General features: G+C 74.1%; 15 protein-coding genes. 7 read left to right on the top strand and 8 right to left on the bottom strand.

The window, feature by feature from the left end:
* Positions 1-7 precede the first annotated feature (7 nt).
* On the top strand, positions 8-808 hold the full coding sequence (locus tag J2S41_RS02510) for an IclR family transcriptional regulator domain-containing protein (RefSeq protein ID WP_310362480.1): 801 nt from the start codon (positions 8-10) through the stop codon (positions 806-808).
* An 820-nt stretch (positions 809-1,628) separates the two neighbouring features.
* On the opposite strand, the gene pcaF is transcribed toward J2S41_RS02510, so the two are convergent.
* Positions 1,629-2,831, bottom strand: coding sequence for a 3-oxoadipyl-CoA thiolase (pcaF, locus tag J2S41_RS02505; RefSeq protein WP_310362477.1), 1,203 nt, complete (start codon positions 2,829-2,831; stop codon positions 1,629-1,631).
* A 54-nt stretch (positions 2,832-2,885) separates the two neighbouring features.
* Entirely contained in the window at positions 2,886-3,779 is an 894-nt protein-coding gene (locus tag J2S41_RS02500; protein ID WP_310362475.1) for a serine hydrolase, read from the bottom strand.
* A gap of 115 nt (positions 3,780-3,894) precedes the next feature.
* Between J2S41_RS02500 and J2S41_RS02495 the strand changes: the two genes are divergently transcribed.
* The gene (locus J2S41_RS02495) at positions 3,895-5,187 is read left to right on the top strand and encodes an FAD-dependent oxidoreductase (RefSeq protein ID WP_310362473.1); all 1,293 of its coding nucleotides are present in this window, start codon (positions 3,895-3,897) and stop codon (positions 5,185-5,187) included.
* Between the two features lie 174 nt (positions 5,188-5,361).
* On the opposite strand, the gene J2S41_RS02490 is transcribed toward J2S41_RS02495, so the two are convergent.
* A complete protein-coding gene (locus tag J2S41_RS02490) occupies positions 5,362-5,871 on the bottom strand; it encodes a hypothetical protein (RefSeq protein ID WP_310362471.1) in 510 nt (169 codons plus the stop codon).
* A gap of 376 nt (positions 5,872-6,247) precedes the next feature.
* On the opposite strand from J2S41_RS02490, the gene J2S41_RS02485 reads away from it, so the two are divergent.
* On the top strand, positions 6,248-6,889 hold the full coding sequence (locus J2S41_RS02485) for a hypothetical protein (protein WP_310362469.1): 642 nt from the start codon (positions 6,248-6,250) through the stop codon (positions 6,887-6,889).
* A gap of 133 nt (positions 6,890-7,022) precedes the next feature.
* Here J2S41_RS02485 and J2S41_RS02480 read toward each other — a convergent pair whose 3' ends face one another.
* Together J2S41_RS02480 and J2S41_RS02475 are read right to left on the bottom strand one after the other, a co-directional pair.
* Positions 7,023-8,432 (bottom strand): M20/M25/M40 family metallo-hydrolase, encoded by a 1,410-nt coding sequence (locus J2S41_RS02480; protein ID WP_310362467.1) that lies wholly within the window; start codon positions 8,430-8,432, stop codon positions 7,023-7,025.
* A 43-nt stretch (positions 8,433-8,475) separates the two neighbouring features.
* Positions 8,476-9,012, bottom strand: coding sequence for a GNAT family N-acetyltransferase (locus J2S41_RS02475; RefSeq protein ID WP_310362465.1), 537 nt, complete (start codon positions 9,010-9,012; stop codon positions 8,476-8,478).
* A gap of 570 nt (positions 9,013-9,582) precedes the next feature.
* On the opposite strand from J2S41_RS02475, the gene J2S41_RS02470 reads away from it, so the two are divergent.
* Complete coding sequence (locus tag J2S41_RS02470) at positions 9,583-10,536, top strand: glycosyltransferase family 2 protein (protein WP_310362463.1); 954 nt, start codon at positions 9,583-9,585, stop codon at positions 10,534-10,536.
* 11 nt (positions 10,537-10,547) lie between these two features.
* Entirely contained in the window at positions 10,548-11,873 is a 1,326-nt protein-coding gene (locus J2S41_RS02465) for a glycosyltransferase (RefSeq protein ID WP_310362460.1), read from the top strand.
* On the opposite strand, the gene J2S41_RS02460 is transcribed toward J2S41_RS02465, so the two are convergent.
* Entirely contained in the window at positions 11,861-12,643 is a 783-nt protein-coding gene (locus tag J2S41_RS02460) for an aldo/keto reductase (protein ID WP_310362458.1), read from the bottom strand. The two genes, J2S41_RS02465 and J2S41_RS02460, sit on opposite strands and share 13 nt — an antisense overlap.
* Before the next feature lie 48 nt (positions 12,644-12,691).
* Positions 12,692-13,492, bottom strand: coding sequence for an SAM-dependent methyltransferase (locus tag J2S41_RS02455; protein WP_374728104.1), 801 nt, complete (start codon positions 13,490-13,492; stop codon positions 12,692-12,694).
* A 114-nt stretch (positions 13,493-13,606) separates the two neighbouring features.
* Here J2S41_RS02455 and J2S41_RS02450 point away from each other — a divergent pair, with 114 nt between their 5' ends.
* A complete protein-coding gene (locus J2S41_RS02450; protein ID WP_310362454.1) occupies positions 13,607-14,713 on the top strand; it encodes a serine hydrolase domain-containing protein in 1,107 nt (368 codons plus the stop codon).
* 44 nt (positions 14,714-14,757) lie between these two features.
* Here J2S41_RS02450 and J2S41_RS02445 read toward each other — a convergent pair whose 3' ends face one another.
* Positions 14,758-15,918, bottom strand: a complete 1,161-nt coding sequence (locus tag J2S41_RS02445; protein ID WP_310362452.1) for a PQQ-dependent sugar dehydrogenase — start codon at positions 15,916-15,918, stop codon at positions 14,758-14,760.
* An 87-nt stretch (positions 15,919-16,005) separates the two neighbouring features.
* On the opposite strand from J2S41_RS02445, the gene J2S41_RS02440 reads away from it, so the two are divergent.
* Positions 16,006-16,662, top strand: a complete 657-nt coding sequence (locus J2S41_RS02440; RefSeq protein WP_310362450.1) for a class I SAM-dependent methyltransferase — start codon at positions 16,006-16,008, stop codon at positions 16,660-16,662.
* Positions 16,663-16,725 lie beyond the last annotated feature (63 nt).

Below are 16,725 nucleotides of genomic sequence, written 5' to 3'. Positions count from 1 at the left end.
GCCCACCGTGACGGAAAGCGCTCGGGAGGGACACTTCGTCCAGTCGCTGGAACGCGGGCTGGCCGTGATCCGGGCGTTCGACGCCGCGCATCCGGAGTTGACGCTCAGTGAGGTGGCGCGCATCTGCGACCTCACCCGGGCGGCCGCGCGGCGGTTCCTGCTGACGCTCGCCGATCTCGGTTACGTGCACACCGACGGCCGGCTGTTCCGGCTGAGCCCGCGCGTGCTGGAGCTGGGATATGCGTACCTGTCCAGCATCTCGCTGCCCGAGGTCGCCGAGCCCCACCTGGAACGCCTGGTCGCCGAGGTGCGCGAGTCGTCCTCCGTCTCCGTGCTCGACGGCGACGACGTGGTCTACGTGGCCCGCGTACCCACCAGCCGCATCATGACGGTCTCGATCAACGTGGGTACGCGGTTCCCCGCCTACGTCACGTCGATGGGCCGGGTGCTGCTCGCCGCCGTCCCCGAGGCCGCGCTCGACGACTACCTCTCCCGCGTCGAGCTGCGGAAACTGACGCCGCGCACCACCACCGGCGAGACCGCGCTCCGCGCCGAACTGGCCCGGGTCCGCGCCCAGGGCTACGCCATCGTGGACCAGGAACTGGAGGAGGGCCTGCGGTCGATGGCCGTCCCGGTACGCGACCGCAACGGCGGCGTGATCGCCGCCGTCAACGTCTCCGTCCACGCCAGCCGCACGTCCGTCGACGCCCTGCGCCGCGACCTGCTCCCCCCGCTGCTGGCCGCCGCCGCCCGCATCGAGGCCGACCTCCGCGTCACCGGCAACTCCCCCGCCCTCCGCGCCGTCTAACGACCCGGCCTCGCCGCACTTCCCGCCGCAGCGGCGGATATCTCGCCCGGCAGCCGCCGCCGATGGCGAAAGCGAGCGTTCCCGCAGCTCACGGCTCCCAGCCACGTTCCGAAGCATGCCGCCGAGCCCCGCCACGCGGCTGTCGCAACCCGCTGCGAAAGCCGCCCGGCCTTCCGGAGGTACAACGTGACCGACAAAAGCCGCGCGTCTCCTCAGCCATCACGACTAACCGCGAAAGCCGCGCGGCTCTCCGACCATCACGACTCACCACGAAAGCCGCGCGACTTTCCGCAGCCATCACGACTCATCGCGGAAGCCGCGACTTCCTTCCGGTGCAACGAAAGCCGCACGGCTCGGCTCGGCGACCAACGGCACCGGTAGAAAAGCGTCAGCGATGACCAGTTTCCGCACCGGTCCAGCGTGCGGTCAGGTTCGGACCCGCTCGCGACAGTACAACCACGCACGGCCTCGCGGTTGGCCCTTGACCCTGGCTGCGGACGGGCGCTCCGCGCCCGAAATTTCCGCATATTGACGGCGGCAGCCGATCTCCGTCCCCACTTTGTGAGCCTCAGGCACGTAATTCACGCCGAATAACGTGCCTGAGGCTCACAAAGTGGGGATCAGCCACGATCCCAGCAAGATCAAAAATCCCGCGATCACCGAAATGCGGATGAATCGCGCGGGGCCGCAATCGCGCGAGCCACCGTCACGTCGTCGCAGCCGAACCAGCGGAGACCGGAATGGCGACAGACCGCGCGAGCCGGCTTCACCCGGTCGCGGCCGAACCGGCGGGGAACAGCCCTACGGGTGTCGAACCGCCCTACGGCCGTTCCAGCAGCACGCTGATTCCCTGGCCGACCCCGATGCACATCGTGACCAGCGCGCGTCGCGCGTCCCGCCGGGACAGTTCCAGGGCCGCCGTCAGCGCCAGCCGCGCCCCGCTCATGCCGAGCGGATGCCCGAGCGCGATCGCGCCGCCGTTGGGGTTGACGTGCGCGGCGTCGTCCGGCAGCCCGAGTTCGCGCAGCACCGCCAGCGCCTGCGCGGCGAACGCCTCGTTCAATTCCACCAGGTCGAGGTCACCGACTTCCAGACCCACCCGGCCGAGCAGCTTGCGGGTGGCCGGGACCGGGCCGACACCCATGATCCTCGGCGGTACGCCCGCGGTCGCGGCGCCGGTGACGCGGGCCAGCGGCGTGAGTCCGTGCCGCTGCACGGCCGCGCCGCTCGCCACCAGCAGCGCGGCGGCGCCGTCGTTGACGCCGGCGGCGTTGCCGGCCGTGACCGTGCCGCCGGGACGGAACGGCGTGGGCAGCTTCGCCAGCTTCTCCGGGCTGGTCTCGCGCGGGTGTTCGTCGCGGGCGACCACGATCGGCTCGCCGCGCCGGACCGGCACCGTGACCGGCGCGATCTCCTCGGCCAGCCGGCCGCTCGCCTGCGCGGCCGCGGCCCGCTGCTGGGAGCGGAGCGCGAACGCGTCCTGGTCCTCACGGGACACCTGGTAGTCCTCGGCCACGTTCTCCGCGGTGCCGCCCATCGAGTCGATGCCGTACTGCGCCTCCATCAGCGGGTTGACCAGGCGCCAGCCGAGCGTGGTGTCCGCGACCTCGGCGGTACGGGCGAACGGCGTCTCCGCCTTGGGCAGCACGAACGGCGCGCGGCTCATGCTCTCCACGCCGCCCGCGACCAGCAGGTCGGCCTCGCCGGAGCGGATCGCGCGCGCGGCGTAGGAGACCGCGTCCAGGCCGGAGCCGCAGAGCCGGTTGACCGTGGTGCCGGGCACGCCGACCGGCAGCCCGGCCAGCAGCGCACCCATCCGGGCCACGTTGCGGTTGTCCTCGCCGGCCTGGTTGGCGCAGCCGAACACCACGTCGTCGATCGCCTCCGGGTCGGCGCCGGGGTGCCGGTGCAGCAGCTCGCGGATGACGTGCGCGGCGAGGTCGTCCGGGCGGACCGCGGCGAGCGCCCCGGCGTACCGTCCGATCGGGGTACGCACGCCGCCGACGATGTACGCCTCCGCCATGATCCGACCTCCGCACTGTTCGCCATACGCACGTTAGTGCGTCCAGCGTACCCGTTAGAGGCCGATCCGCTCCCGGGTCATCGTGGCGACCTTCCGCACATGGTCCACGCCACTGCCGAATCCCTTGTTCCCGTGCGACAGCACCACCAGCGTCAGGTCCACGTCGCCGCCGGTGATCCGGCCGGCGCTGTTCACGATCCAGGTGTCGTCCTCGGTGTCCCGGCTCAGCCAGCCGTTCTTCAGCGCGGCCCGCTCGCCCTCCTTCGCCGCCGCGCTGATCCCCCAGGCCTGGTCCGCGTCGACCGAGGTCATCAGCGACTCCGCGGTCTGCCGGGAGTAGTCGCTGAACGGCCCCTCCGCGCCGTCCGGCACCAGCAGCGCGCTGATCAGCCGGGCCGCGTCGGACGGCGTGGTGCGGGTCAGGCCCCAGCTGTCGTCCGGCACGGTGCCGGTCAGGCCCAGCCGCGCGTTCGCCGCCCGCAGCCCGTCCGCGCCGCCGATCTGGTCGTAGAGCGAGCTGGCCGCCGCGTTGTCGCTGACGCCGATCATCAGTCCGGCCAGCCGCGACTCGCGCGCGGTCAGCTCGCGCCCCTCGTCCTGCGCGGTCAGCAGCACTGCCGCCAGGATGTCCACCTTCGCCACGCTGGCCGTCTCGAACGCACGGTCACCGAGGTAGCCGTACGTGAAGCCGGTGCGGTTGTCGATCAGCCCGACGCCGAACTCCGGGTTCCCCGCCGCGTACCCCGCCAGCGCCGCGGACAGCGCGTCGGACCGCACCTGCCACGCGCGCCGAGCCTCCGCCAGCGGATCGGGCGCGCTCGTCGCGGGCGCCGCGCCCCCGCGCCCGCCGTCGTCGCCGGAGACCTCCGGCACCGTGAAGATCGCGCCCACCACCGCCGCCACCGCGATGGCCGTGAGCATGGCGAACGGGACCGGAATCCGTGGCATGACGTGCACCCTGCCAGCGAATCCTCGAAGCCGTCTCACAGCGGGCACCTCATGATCCGGATAGACGCTCAATAATGGACGTGGATGCCCGAGGGCGAACGCGAGGGAGCTGACCGTGTCCAGACCGGCGAGAGCCATCGTCATCGGCGCCGGGATCGCCGGCCTCTGCGCGGCACGCGCGCTCGCCGACCGGTTCGCGGAGGTGGTCGTCCTCGACCGGGACCGCCTGCCGGCCGACGCCTCGGCCCGGCGCGGCACGCCGCAGGCCGCGCACGCGCACGGCCTGCTCATCTCCGGCCGGCGCGCGCTGGAGGAGCTGTTCCCCGGGCTGGACGACGAGTTGATCGCCGCGGGCGCGGTGCCGCTCGACTCGGCCGGGGACATGCTGATCCACCGCGCGGGACGGTTCTGGCCGCGCTTCCCGATCGGGCTGGACATCCTGTCGGCCAGCCGCCCGCTGCTGGAGTGCGCGATCCGGCGGCGGGTGCTCGCGCTGGCGACCGTGCGTGTGCGCGACGAGACCGCGGTCGCCGGCCTGCTGCCCGCGGCCGGCGGCGCCGGTGGCGTGCGGCTGGACTCCGGCGAGCAGGTGCCGGCCGAGCTGGTCGTGGACTGCACCGGCCGGAGCACCCGGTCCGACCGCTGGCTCGCGGAGCTGGGCTTCCCCGCGCCGGAGCGGGAGGAGGTCACGATCGACACGGAGTACGCCACCCGCGTCTACCCGCGCTCCCCCGGCGATTTCGACGGCGCCAAGGCCGTGCTGATCTCGCCGCTCCCGCCGGACGAGAAGGTGGCCGGCATCGCGTGGCCGCTGGAGGGCGACCGGTGGATCATCTCCGTCGCTGGCGTGCACAACTCCCTCGGTTCCTATGAGGACAGCCTCGGCAAGCTGCCGGTCTCGCTGCTCGCCGACCTGACCGCCCGGTCAGAGCCGCTGAGCGGCACGACGTCGTACCGGTATCCGGCGAGCCGTCGCCGCCGCTTCGACAAACTGCGAAAACCGCCTTCGGGGTACGTGACCGCGGGCGACGCGTTCTGCAGCTTCAACCCGGTCTACGGCCAGGGCATGGCGTGCGCGGCGATGCACGCGCTGGCGCTCGGCCGGCTGCTCGACGGGCATCCCGCGCCGACGTCCGGGTTCGCGCGCGAGTTCTACGCGGAACTGGCGCGGATCAACGCTACGCCGTGGCGCTTCGCCACCGGCGCGGATCTGGCGTATCCGGAGACCACCGGCCGACGCCCGCGCGGGGGCGCGCTGCTCACGCCCTACTTCACCCGGCTGACGCTGGCCGCGTCCACGGTGCCGGAGGTCCGGCGCGTCTGGCTGGAGGTCCAGCACCTGCTGCGGCCCGCGGCCGACCTGCTCCGCCCCGGCACGGTGCTGCGGGTGCTGCGCGGCGGGAGCTGACCCCCGCCGCGCGCGCCGGCTAGAGCGAGTATCGACGTGAGGGCCGGACCGAGGCGAGGTCGGGTGTGCGGCGCGGAAGTCCGCACACCGGTGTTGTCTGTGGGGTTCCGCGACGTGCGGCCAGGCGGCGGCCGGGCCGCGCCGCGGCCCGGCGTCGCACGTCGATCCCGGCTCTCAGGCCCTGGTGCACGCCCCGGCCTCCTTGCGCTTGGCGATGGCCGCGTCGGCACCGCCCGCGTACTCCACCAGCGTGCTGCCCGGGTCGAATCGCCACTCCGTCCCGGTCAGGCGGGACGTGCCGTGCTCACTGATCCCGTCGCGCCGCCAGCCGACGTCGACCGTGCTGTCGTCGACCGGCGTGACGCGCTCCAGCTCGAACACGGACTTCGCCGGCGCGGGGCACGCCTCGTTGGTCTTCACATAGACGTCCTTGGCGATCTCGGCCTTGGCCGCGTCCGTCCACGCGTCCCAGGCCGCGGACCAGTCGGCCGCGTTGATCGACTTGAACTGGGCGTCGACCACCTCGAGCGCGTCCGCCACGTTCGCGCTCTTGGGCACGGCCGCCGCCGTGGCCGGGGCCGCGGGCCCGCCACCGGGCGCGTCCGGGGCGGTGCCGCAGGCGGGCAGGGCGGTCGCCAGGACCACCGTGGCCGCTCCCACCAGCAGGCCGCTGGTCCAGCGCATGAGTATCCTCCGTCAGACTGCGCGCCACGGCTCGGAATGCCACGGCGCTGGGGATGCCCTGTGTCGCCCGGCCGACCCCGGCAGCGTAGCCGATCTCATCCACTCACGTCGATGCCCCTGATTCGTGCCCTCTTAGTCGGATATTTCGCCTTATCCTGGTCAGATGAATACCCCGAGCCGGTACGTCGCCCGCCACGCGACCGCGCTCGGCCCCACGACGCCCCCGCCCACCCCTCCGCACCCGCCAGCGCCGGAAAGCACCGCGGCACGTCCGGGTCGTCGCGGCACGGCGTCCCGGTGGATCGCCGCAGCACTCCCGCACCATCGCGGCACGGCGTTCGGCCGGGCCGCCGCGACGCTCCCGCACCATCGCGGCATGGCGTTCCGGCGGGCCGCCGCGACACTCCCGCGGCATCGCGGCACCGGAGGCCGGTGGCTGGCCGCGGCGGTCGTGGCCGTGCTCGGGATCGGCCCGGCCGGGTGCGGTGGGGAGCCGGCGCCGGAGCCGTCCGCGTCGGCGGCGCCACCGGTCTGCACGCCGGAGGGCGGCACGGTGGACTGGAGCGAGCCGCGGTCCACGCCGTCGTTGCTGCACGTGGTGGCCCGGTTCCGGGACGAGTCCATCACCACCTGGCGTGACCTGCTGGACCGGCCGTTCACCCCCGAGGTCACCGGCGACGAGACGGACCCCACCTGGATTCCCCCGCTCGCCCGCTCCCTCGGCGAGCTGCGGAATCTCAACCTGGGCGAGACCGCCTCACCGGCCGACGAGCTGGCCGAGCTGCACACCATGCTGGAGGGTTCCACCACGCCCGGCTGGGTGCTCGGCTACACCGGCACCACGATCGTCGAGGCGCCGTTCCGCGTCTCCTGCGGCAGCGCCGATCCGACGCCGATCACCGGCACGCTCACCACCTGGCACAGCCTCGACTCCGGTTTCCTCTCCTGCACCGACGAGGCCGCCCGCGACGACCCCACCACCTACCCGGACATCTGGACCTACTGCCCCACCACCTGACCCGACCGGCCGGACGGCGCGGAAGACGGGACCGCGGGTCGTGCGGCCTCGGATCGTGCAGGGAGGAGCGCCAGCGACGACCGTTGCCCGCGGGAGCATGCGGAGAACGAGCCGCCGGAAGCGGGCACAGAGCTTATGAACCGGGGATGGGGAACGCGACCGGGCTGCGGCGGCCGGCCGCGTCGATCGCGCGGACGCCGAAGAAGACGTTGTCCTTGGAGAGGCGGATGGTGGCCGTGGTGGCGGCGCCGACCGGGATGGCGTGGGTCCAGTCCGGCGCGGTGGTCTCGCGCCAGACGACCTCGTAGCCGGCCGCGCCCGGCTCCCAGCGCAGCGTGGTGTCGTTGGTCAGGTTCGACGTGACGATCGTGGCGCCCTTGGGCGTGCCGGGGCCCTGGGCCAGCGACCAGAGCACCGCGCCGTTCACCCGGGCGACGCGCGCGATGTACGGGAAGTCGCAGAACTCGGGCAGGTCGCCGTACTGCACGCCGTCCTCGACGCGGACGTCCTGGTGCTGGTGGGCGAAGTCCTCGCGCGGCTCGGTGAAGCGGGCGGCCGGGAAGCCCTGCTGGAGGAACGGGATCTGGTCGCCGCCGCGCAGGTAGCGGTCCCGGCGGTAGATGACCCGGATGGACATGCCGGTGGCCGCGTTCGCACCGGTGCCGACCGCGAAGCGGGCGAGCTGGCGGGCCGGCGAGTCGTTCTCGCCGCCGACGGACTGGCGGGTGGCGGCCTGCGCGGGCGTCTCGGACGAGGGCACGCCCTCGGCGAACAGCCGCACGGTGTGCGCGCCGCCCGGCTCGTTCGGCGCGCCCACGATGTCGTCGGTGAACATGCCCTGCACGTCCGCGCCCGCGGCCTTGAGCTGCGCGGCCAGATGGGCGGCGCCGTAGAGGCCCTGCTCCTCGCCGGCCACGGCGGCGAAGACGATCGTGGCCTTGACGCGCCGGGTCGCGAAGATCCGGGCCAGTTCCATGGCGACCGCGACGCCGGAGGCGTCGTCGTCCGCGCCGGGCGCGTCGGCGGTGGCGTTCATGACGTCGGTGACGCGCGAGTCGTAGTGGCCGGAGACCACGTAGACGCGACCGGGCTCGTCGTCGCCGCGCAGCGTGGCCAGCACGTTCGTGATGACGGTCGGCACCGGGATGCGGTTCGCCGGCTGCTGCGTGTAGGACTGCTTCTGCACGGTCATCCGGCCGCCGGAGGCCGCCGCGTACCGGGAGAGCTCCTCGAAGATCCAGTCGCGCGCCGCGCCGATGCCGCGCACCGGGTCGTCCTGCACGGAGAGCGTGTGCCGGGTGCCGAACGACGCGAGCTTACGGACGATGGCCTCGATCCGGGCCGGTGAGACCTCGCGCAGCGCGCGGCGCAACTCCGCGTCCGGCTGCTGCGGCACGACGGGCCGCCCGGGACCGGTCTGCACGGCCGACGCGGGGGCAGGCACGGCGGACGCGGGGGACGGCACGGCGGTCGCGGCGAGCGGAGCGGTGGCCGCGGCGGTCAACACGGTGCGGCGGCCGACGCCACCGGAATCGATGCCCATGACTCACCACTCTGACCGCCCGGGCCGGCCAAGTCCATAGCCGTCAATGCGGATCGGTGGGCAGCAGCGAGCCGACCCACGCGTCGACCCGCTCGCCGCGGTGCACCAGCCGGCTGCGCAGCACGCCCTCGACCAGGAACCCGGCCTTCTCCGCGACCCGGCGGGAGGCCGCGTTGCCGACCTCGGCGCGCCACTCGATCAGCCCGAGGCCCAGCGTGCGGAAACCCCAGTCGCACACGGTACGGACCGAGGCGGTCGCCACGCCGCGCCCGCGCGCCCGCGGATCGACCCAGAACCCGACCGTGGCCGCGTCCTCCGGCGCCAGCCCGAGCCCGACCCGGCCCAGCGGCTCGCCGGTGACCGAGTCCTCGACCAGGAACTCCGCGCGCCGCCCGCGCCGCCACCCGGCGGTCGCGATCTGGTCGACGAAGTACTCCGCGTGCTCCATCCGGTACGGGATCGGCAGGTGCACCCAGTGCCGCGTCTCCGGGTCGGTGGACACCTGGTAGACCCACTCGACATCGGCCCGGCGGAACGGCCGCAGCGTGTACGGCCCGGCGGAGATCGTCTGTGGCTCCACGCCCGGATGATGCCCGGTCGGCCGCGACGGGTCAACCGGCTACGACCGTCGCCACCATCGGCGCCGGCGGTAGCGCGGACACGTCTCGGGGCCGCACCTGGCGCAGTCCGACCCGCGCCGGAAGTGCTCGTGGGCGTCCCTGGGATGCCCGCAGACGCATGCCCTGACCTGCACATGAGCACTGTATCCAGCACGACCGCAGCTCAACCGCAACCCGCCGATCACTCTCAGTAGTTCTGAGATGTTGTGACCCAACGCACAAAATTACGATCAGTGACGGCAATTTGCCCGATTTGGGCGCGCCTGCCGCCGCCTTCCCCGGCCACCCGGAACGCGCCGGCCACGGCATCGGCGCGCACATTCCGTAACGGCGTAAAGCGTTACCGAAGTGGCCCGTGTGACGCCATATAAAAGCTGGTGAGACGCGATGCGACCAGGACCGTGACGCTCGGTCCGCCGGGCCGGGATCGCGGGCGGTTGACTCTTCGTGATCGGCGGCTAGGTTTCTAACCGCGCGCCACTCCCCCACCGGCGCCGCCGCAAGCTGAAGGGACCCGCATGTCACCCTCGGTGAACTCTGACGCCGTCTCCCCGGTCACCGTGGTCATCCCGTGCCACACCGAGCGCCGCTGGGCCTCGCTGGTCCGCGCCGTCGAGTCCGCCAAGGCGCAGGACCCGGCGCCGTCCGAGATCGTGGTGGTGGTCGACCACAACGCGCGCCTGTACGACAAGGCCGCGCACGAGCTGGACGGCGTGACCGTGCTGGCGAACCGGTTCCGCCGCGGCGTGGCCGGCACCCGCAACACCGGCGCGTTCCACGCGATCACGCCGCTGGTCGCGTTCCTCGACGACGACGCCCGCGCCCACGCCGGCTGGCTGGCCGGCCTGCTCGCGCCGTTCGCGGACCGGACCGTGGTCGGCACCGGCGGCGCGGTCCTGCCCGCGTGGAGCGGCGACGGCCGCCCGGCGTGGTTCCCGGACGAGTTCCTCTGGACGGTCGGCGCCAGCCACACCCGGATGCCGGCCGAAACCGCGCCCGCACCGGAGGTCTGGTGCGCCGGCATGGCCGTACGCCGCGAGTCGTTCCTGGCCGTCGGCGGTTTCCGGGAGACCTACGGCCGGGTCACCGACCGGGTGCTGGCCCGCGACGCCGAGCTGTGCCGGCGGATGGCCGAGCAGGGCGGCACCTGGATGTTCGTGCCGGGCGCGCGCGTCCACCACCCGGTGGGCGCGGACCGGATGACGTTCCGCCACTTCCTGCGCCGCTGCTTCCGCGAGGGCCAGCTCGTCGCCGTCTCCGGCGGCGGCCACCTGCGGCTGGCGCTGCCCGGCGCGCTGACCCGGCACCTGCGCCGGGCGATGACCGGCGGCGGCTCCGGCGCGCTGCGCCGGGCCGGTGCGGTCGCCGCCGGCGCGACCGCCGCCGCGGCCGGCGGCCTGCTGGAGCTGACCACGCGGCAGCCCACGCCGCTGCCGGTCCCGGCCCGGCCGGCCCCGAAGATCACCGCGGGGGTACGGCGATGAGCCTGGCCGGCATGGAACACGCGATCCGCGAGATCCTGCGCCCGGTCCGGCTCACCCGGCCCGCGCTGGTCCGCGACGTCGAGCTGTACGACCCGCTCCCGCACATCCCGGCGATCGACGCCGACGGCCGCCGGGTCGCGCACGCCTGGCTGCTGGTCCGCGCGTTCACCGAGCCGGTCGGCGCGCTGCTGCTGGAGGTGCCGGACGGTGGGCTGACGCCGGAGGCGGTCGCGGACGCGATCGACGCGCGGCTCGGCGACGCGGTCCGGAGCCGGCTGGCCGCGGCCGGCATCGACGGCACCGGCCCGCTGCCGCTCGACGGCGCGGTGCCGCACGCCGTACCGCCGTATCTGTCCGAACGGGTCGCGGTGCTGGCGGACGCGCCGGAGCTGACCGTCGTGGTCTGCGCGCACGGCCGGCCGGACCAGCTCGCGCGCTGCCTGGACGGGCTGCTCGCGCAGCAGTACCCGCGCTTCCGAATCCTGGTCGTGGACAGCGCGCCGGACACGGGCGAGACCGCCGAGGTGGTGCTGGACGCCGCGCGGGCCGCCGCGTCGCCGGGCCGGATCAGGGTCGACTACCTGCGGGCGGACCCGCCGGGCCGGTCGCACGCGCGGAACCGGGCCGTGGCCGCGGCGCCGGGCGAGACGCTGGCCTGGATCGACGACGACGCGGTGCCGGACGTGCACTGGCTGGCCGAGATCGCCCGGGCGCTCGCACGGCACCCGGACGCGGACGTGATCACCGGCGCGGTCGTCCCCGCGGAGCTGGAGACGGACGCGCAACTGTGGAGCCAGCGGCTGAGCGAGCCGTCCTTCACGCCGGAGCGGTTCGGGCCGGCGACCGAGCGGCTGCGGCACCCGCTGGCCGCGGTCCCGCCGGCCGGCTCCGGCACGAACATGGTGTTCCGGCCCGGCGTGATCGAGCGGATCGGCGGCTGGGACGTGGCGCTCGGCGCGGGCACGCCGGCCCGGCGCGCGGAGGAGACGCTGGCGTTCACGCAGGTGCGGCTGCACGGCGGCACCATCGCGTACGAGCCGTCCGTGCTGGTCCGGCGCGTGCACCGGCGCGACCTGGCCGGCCTGCGCGCGCACCTGGTCGGCCACAGCACCGGCCTGGCCGCGGTCTGCACCGCGATCGTGATGGCCGAGCCGATGCTGATCGTGCCGCTGCTCGGCCAGGTCCGGGCCATGCTGCGCGCGCTGGCCGTGCCCGGCGACGCACCGGCCGAGCTGCACGGCGCGACGCGGGAGGGCCTGCTGTCCGGGCCGCGCGCGTACCTGGCCGGGCTGCGCGACGAGCGGCGACGCCGGCTGGCGGAGGATCACTTCCAGTAGTCGAGCGCGCGCATCTCGTCATCGGTGAGCGTGAAGCCGAACAGGTCGAAGTTCTCCGCGATGCGGTCCGCGTGCGCCGACTTCGGGATGATCACGATGTCGTGCTGGAGGTGCCAGCGCAGCACCACCTGCGCGGGCGTCCGGCCGTGCCGGCCGGCGATCTCGGCCAGCACCGGCGAGTCCATCGGCGTCCGCTTGATCGGGCTGTAGCCCTCGACCACCACGTTCCGCGAGCGCAGGTCGGCCAGCAGCGCCGCGTCGTGCCGGGCCGGGCTCCACGGGATCTGGTCCACCACCGGCGCCCGCCCGGTGGCCCGGACCAGCTCGTCGATCTGCTCCGGCGAGTAGTTGCTGACGCCGATCGCGCGCACGAACCCGGTGTCCTGCGCGCTGATCAGCTCGCGCCACACCTCGGGCGCGGCCATCCCGCCGGGCGGCCAGTGGATCAGCCACAGGTCGACCTGCTGCACGCCCAGGTTGCGCAGGCTGTCGGCGAGCGCCCGCTTCTCCCGGCCGGCGTCCTCGGACAGCAGCTTCGTGGTGATGAAGACGTCCTCGCGCGCGACGCCGCTGTCCCGCAGCGCGCGGCCGACCTCGGCCTCGTTGCCGTACATGGTGGCGGTGTCGATGTGCCGGTAGCCGACCTCGAGCGCGGCGCGGGTCGCCTCGTACGCCTGCTGACCCCGCATCCGCCAGGTGCCGAAGCCGATCATCGGCATCGCGGCGGTGGAGCCGTCCGGCAGCGGAAGGGAGGCCGTGGGAACCGTCATGTCCCCATCCTCACCCCGGACCGGCCGGCGCGCCATCGCGGCGTGCCGTCAGCCCGCGATCCGGCCCACGGCCGCGAGACCGGGGAAGACCTCGGGCCGGGCCGGCTCGCCCTCGTCCGGCCGCCACGACGCCATCCAGACCAGCCCGGGCTCGACCAGGTCGTACCCGTCCAGCAGCTCCGCGACCCGCTCCCGGGACCGCATGGTCATCGGCGTGGCGGTCCGGTCGTAGAGCGCGCGGTGCCCGGCGGCCCGCTCGCCGCGCTCGCCCTGGGTGGCGTGGCAGAGCGCCAGGTAGCTGCCGGGCGCGGAGGCGTCTCGGTAGGCGGCGACGATCCGGGCCGGGTCGTCGGCCTCCGGCACGAAGTGCAGCACCGCGATCATCAGCACGGCCACCGGCTGGGACAGGTCGATCACCGAGAGCACGTCCGGATGGGACAGCACGGTCTCCGGCTCGCGCAGGTCGGCGCGCACCGCGACCGCGCCCGGCACGTCGCGCAGCAGCTCCCGGCCGTGCGCCACCGCGACCGGGTCCACGTCCACATAGGCGACCCGGCAGGACGGGCCGGCCACCTCGTGCACGTTGCCCGCGGTCGGGATGCCGGAGCCCAGGTCCAGGAACTGCCGGATGCCCGCACCGACCAGGAAGCGCACGGCGCGGCGCAGGAACGCCCGGTTGGCCCGCATGATCATCGGCAGCTCGGGCCAGGCCGCCATCGCCTCGTCGCCCATCCGCCGGTCGGCCGCCCAGTTGTGCGCGCCGCCCAGGTAGTAGTCGTACACCCGGGCCGCGTTGGGCCGCTCCAGGTCCACACCCTCCGGTGCCCGCACGGTGGCCTCCCTCGGCATCGCGGTCGCGGCGACCTTACCCGGAGATCGAGACCCGTGGGTAGGGCCACCCCTACCCCGGGAACGGGGGCCACGCCCATCGTCTTCGCGCGCCGGCCCGGCGAGGCTGATGCCATGACGAACCTCAGACGCACCGCCGCCGCGCTGGCGCTGCTCACCGGCCTCACCCTGATCACGGCGCCCGCGCCGGCGTCGGCCCGGACCGGCGGCGAGGCGCAGCGGGCGCTGGACGCGCTGGTGCGCACGGACGGCTTCCCCGGCGCGCTGGCCGCGGTCCGGGACCGCGCCGGCCGTACCCGCGACCTCACGGCGGGCGTCGGCGACCTGCGCACCGGCAAGCGCCCGCCGGCCGACGGATACGTCCGGATCGGCAGCAACACCAAGACGTTCACCGCCGTGGTGGTGCTCCAGCTGGTCGGCGAGGGCCGGGTCGGGCTGGACCGGCCGGTCGAGACCTACCTGCCGGGCCTGGTGCCGGACGGCGAGCACATCACGGTCCGGCAGCTGTTGCAGCACACCAGCGGGCTGGCCAACTACACCGATCACCTGGGGGACGAGGAGTTCACCGAGGGCCGGCACCGCTACCGGGAGCCGCGCGAGCTGCTGGACATCGCGTTCGCGCACGCGCCGGACTTCGCGCCCGGCGCCGGCTGGAGGTACAGCAACACCGGGTACGTGGTGCTGGGCCTGCTCGTCCAGCGGGTCACCGGCCGGCCGCTGGCCGAGCAGATCACCGAGCGGGTGATCGATCGGGCCGGGCTGCGCGAGACGTACTTCCCCGGCGTCGGCGACGAGGCGATCCGCACGCCGCATCCGCGCGGCTACCTCGGCGCGGACCGCGTCGACGTCACCGAGCAGGACCCGTCGTGGGGCTGGGCGGCCGGCCAGATGATCGCCACGCCCAGTGACCTGAACGCGTTCTTCCGCGCGCTGCTCGGCGGCCGGCTGCTGCGCCCGGCCGAACTCGCCGAGATGCGCCGCACGGTCGACGCGTCCGAGGGGATGTGGCCCGGCGCCCGATACGGTCTCGGCCTGGCGAGCACGCCGCTGAGCTGCGGCGGCCTCTACTGGGGACACGGCGGCGACATCCCCGGCTTCGAGACGCGCGGCGGCGCCACCGAGGACGGCCGCGCGGTGGCGATCGCGCTGACCAGCACGCCGGACCGGGTGGAGCAGCACCAGCACGTGATCGACGCGGTGGACACCGCGTTCTGCCGCTGACCGGGCGCGTCGCGGGGGTACGGCGTACCCCCGCGACGCCTTTCTCAGGAGGCCGGGAAGCGCAGGATGCGGTCGTCGTCATCGCGGGGGTCGCCGCGGCCGTCCGTGTTGGACGTGCTCATCCAGAGCGCGCCGTCCGGTGCCACCTCGACCGTGCGGATCCGGCCGTACTCGCCGCTGAACTCCGCGCGCGGCTCGCCGGTGTCCTGGCCGTTCAGCGGGATGGTCCACAGCCGCTCGCCGCGCAGCGCGGCCACGAAGATGGTGTCGCCGGCGATCGCCATCCCGGACGGCGACGCCTCCGAGGTGCCCCAGGTGACCTTCGGATTCGTGTACTTCCCGCCGGCCGTGTCCGCCTCGCCCTCCACGTCCGGCCAGCCGTAGTTGCGGCCCGGCTCGATCTGGTTGACCTCGTCCAGCCGGTTCTGGCCGAACTCGGTGGCCCACAGCTTGCCGTCCGCGTCCCAGGCCAGGCCCTGCACGTTGCGGTGGCCGAGCGAGTAGACCGGCGAGCCCTCGGTCGGGTTGCCGGGCGCGGCGTCGCCGTCCGGCGTCAGCCGCAGGATCTTGCCGTTCGGGCTGCGCGGGTCCTGGGAGCGCGGCTTCACGTTCGCGTCGCCGGTGCCGGCGTAGAGCATGCCGTCCGGGCCGAACGCGATCCGGCCGCCGTTGTGGATGTTCGCCTTGGCGATGCCGGTGAACACCTCCTCCGGGTCACCGTCGACGCCCCGGTTGTCCGCGTTCACCCTCACCCGCACGATCCGGTTGTCGTCCGCGGCCGTGAAGTACGCGTACAGCCAGCGGTCGGTGGCGAAGTCCGGGCCGACCGCGAGCCCGAGCAGGCCGCCCTCGCCGCCCGGCTCCACGCCGGGGACCTCGTAGATCTCGGTCGCCTCGCCGCCGCCGGCCGGCACGAGCCTGATCCTGGCGCTCTCCCGCTCCGCCACGAACGCGGAGCCGTCCGGCAGGAACGCCAGGCCCCACGGCACCTCCAGCCCGGTCGCCACGGCCTGCGGGTCCGCGCCCAGGTCGGGCGGCCCGGCCGGGCGCGGCGACGCGGAGGACGCCGCCGGTGCCGGCGCGGACGTCACCGCCGGTGGGCCGGACGTGGCGGCCGGCGCCGGGGGTTCCTCGTCCCCGCCGCAGCCCGCCGCCAGCGCCACCGTCAGTGCCAGCCCGAGGCTGATTCCCGCCCGCTGCGTCATGCCCACCTCCCGCGTGGTTTCCTTCTTCCTACCCGGTTCATCGGGAGCCCGCTCGGTTCCCGCGCTCGGCGAGGAGGATCCACGCGCGTGTCCACGACCGAGTTCGTGCTGGCGCACACCCGGCCGGCGCCCGTCCCGTTCGTCCCCGAGGTGCGCCTGCACCTGGCGCAGGACGCGATCGGGCTGTGGGAGGACACGGAGTCGCACACCGGCGAGTCCCAGCCGCCGCCGTTCTGGGCGTTCGCGTGGGCCGGCGGCCAGGCGGTGGCGCGGTACGTGCTGGACACCCCCGAGCTGGTCCGCGGCAAGGTCGTCCTGGACCTGGCGTCCGGGTCCGGGCTGGTGGCGATCGCGGCCGCGCTGGCCGGCGCGCGCCATGTGATCGCCAACGACATCGACCCGTACGCGGTGGCCGCGATCGGGCTCAACGCACGGGCGAACGCGGTACATGGAACGGTGGCGCCGAACGGCGAGGATCTGCTGGCCTCTCCGCTGAGCCCGGACGTGGACGTGCTCCTCGCCGGCGACGTCTTCTACAGCCGAGAGATGTCCACGCGCATGCTGGCGTTCCTGGAGCGGGCCGCCGCGCGCGGCACGGACGTGCTGGCCGGGGACCCGGGGCGGGCGTACCTGCCGCACGACCGGCTCACCGTGGTCGCCGGGTACGACGTGCCGATGGTCGGCGCGCTGGAGAACGCGGACACCAAGCACGCCACCGTGCTGCGTCCATCGACCCCCGATTAGGTGTCACCTGCTCCGATCACTCGGGGCCGGGCTGGCTCGTTGGCGCTGTATCCACACGTCCCG

The organism is Catenuloplanes atrovinosus, assembly GCF_031458235.1.
In the GTDB taxonomy this organism is placed as follows: domain Bacteria; phylum Actinomycetota; class Actinomycetes; order Mycobacteriales; family Micromonosporaceae; genus Catenuloplanes; species Catenuloplanes atrovinosus.
Note: the sequence above shows the minus strand (reverse complement) of the source record. Positions and strands in the feature narration are given on the sequence as shown.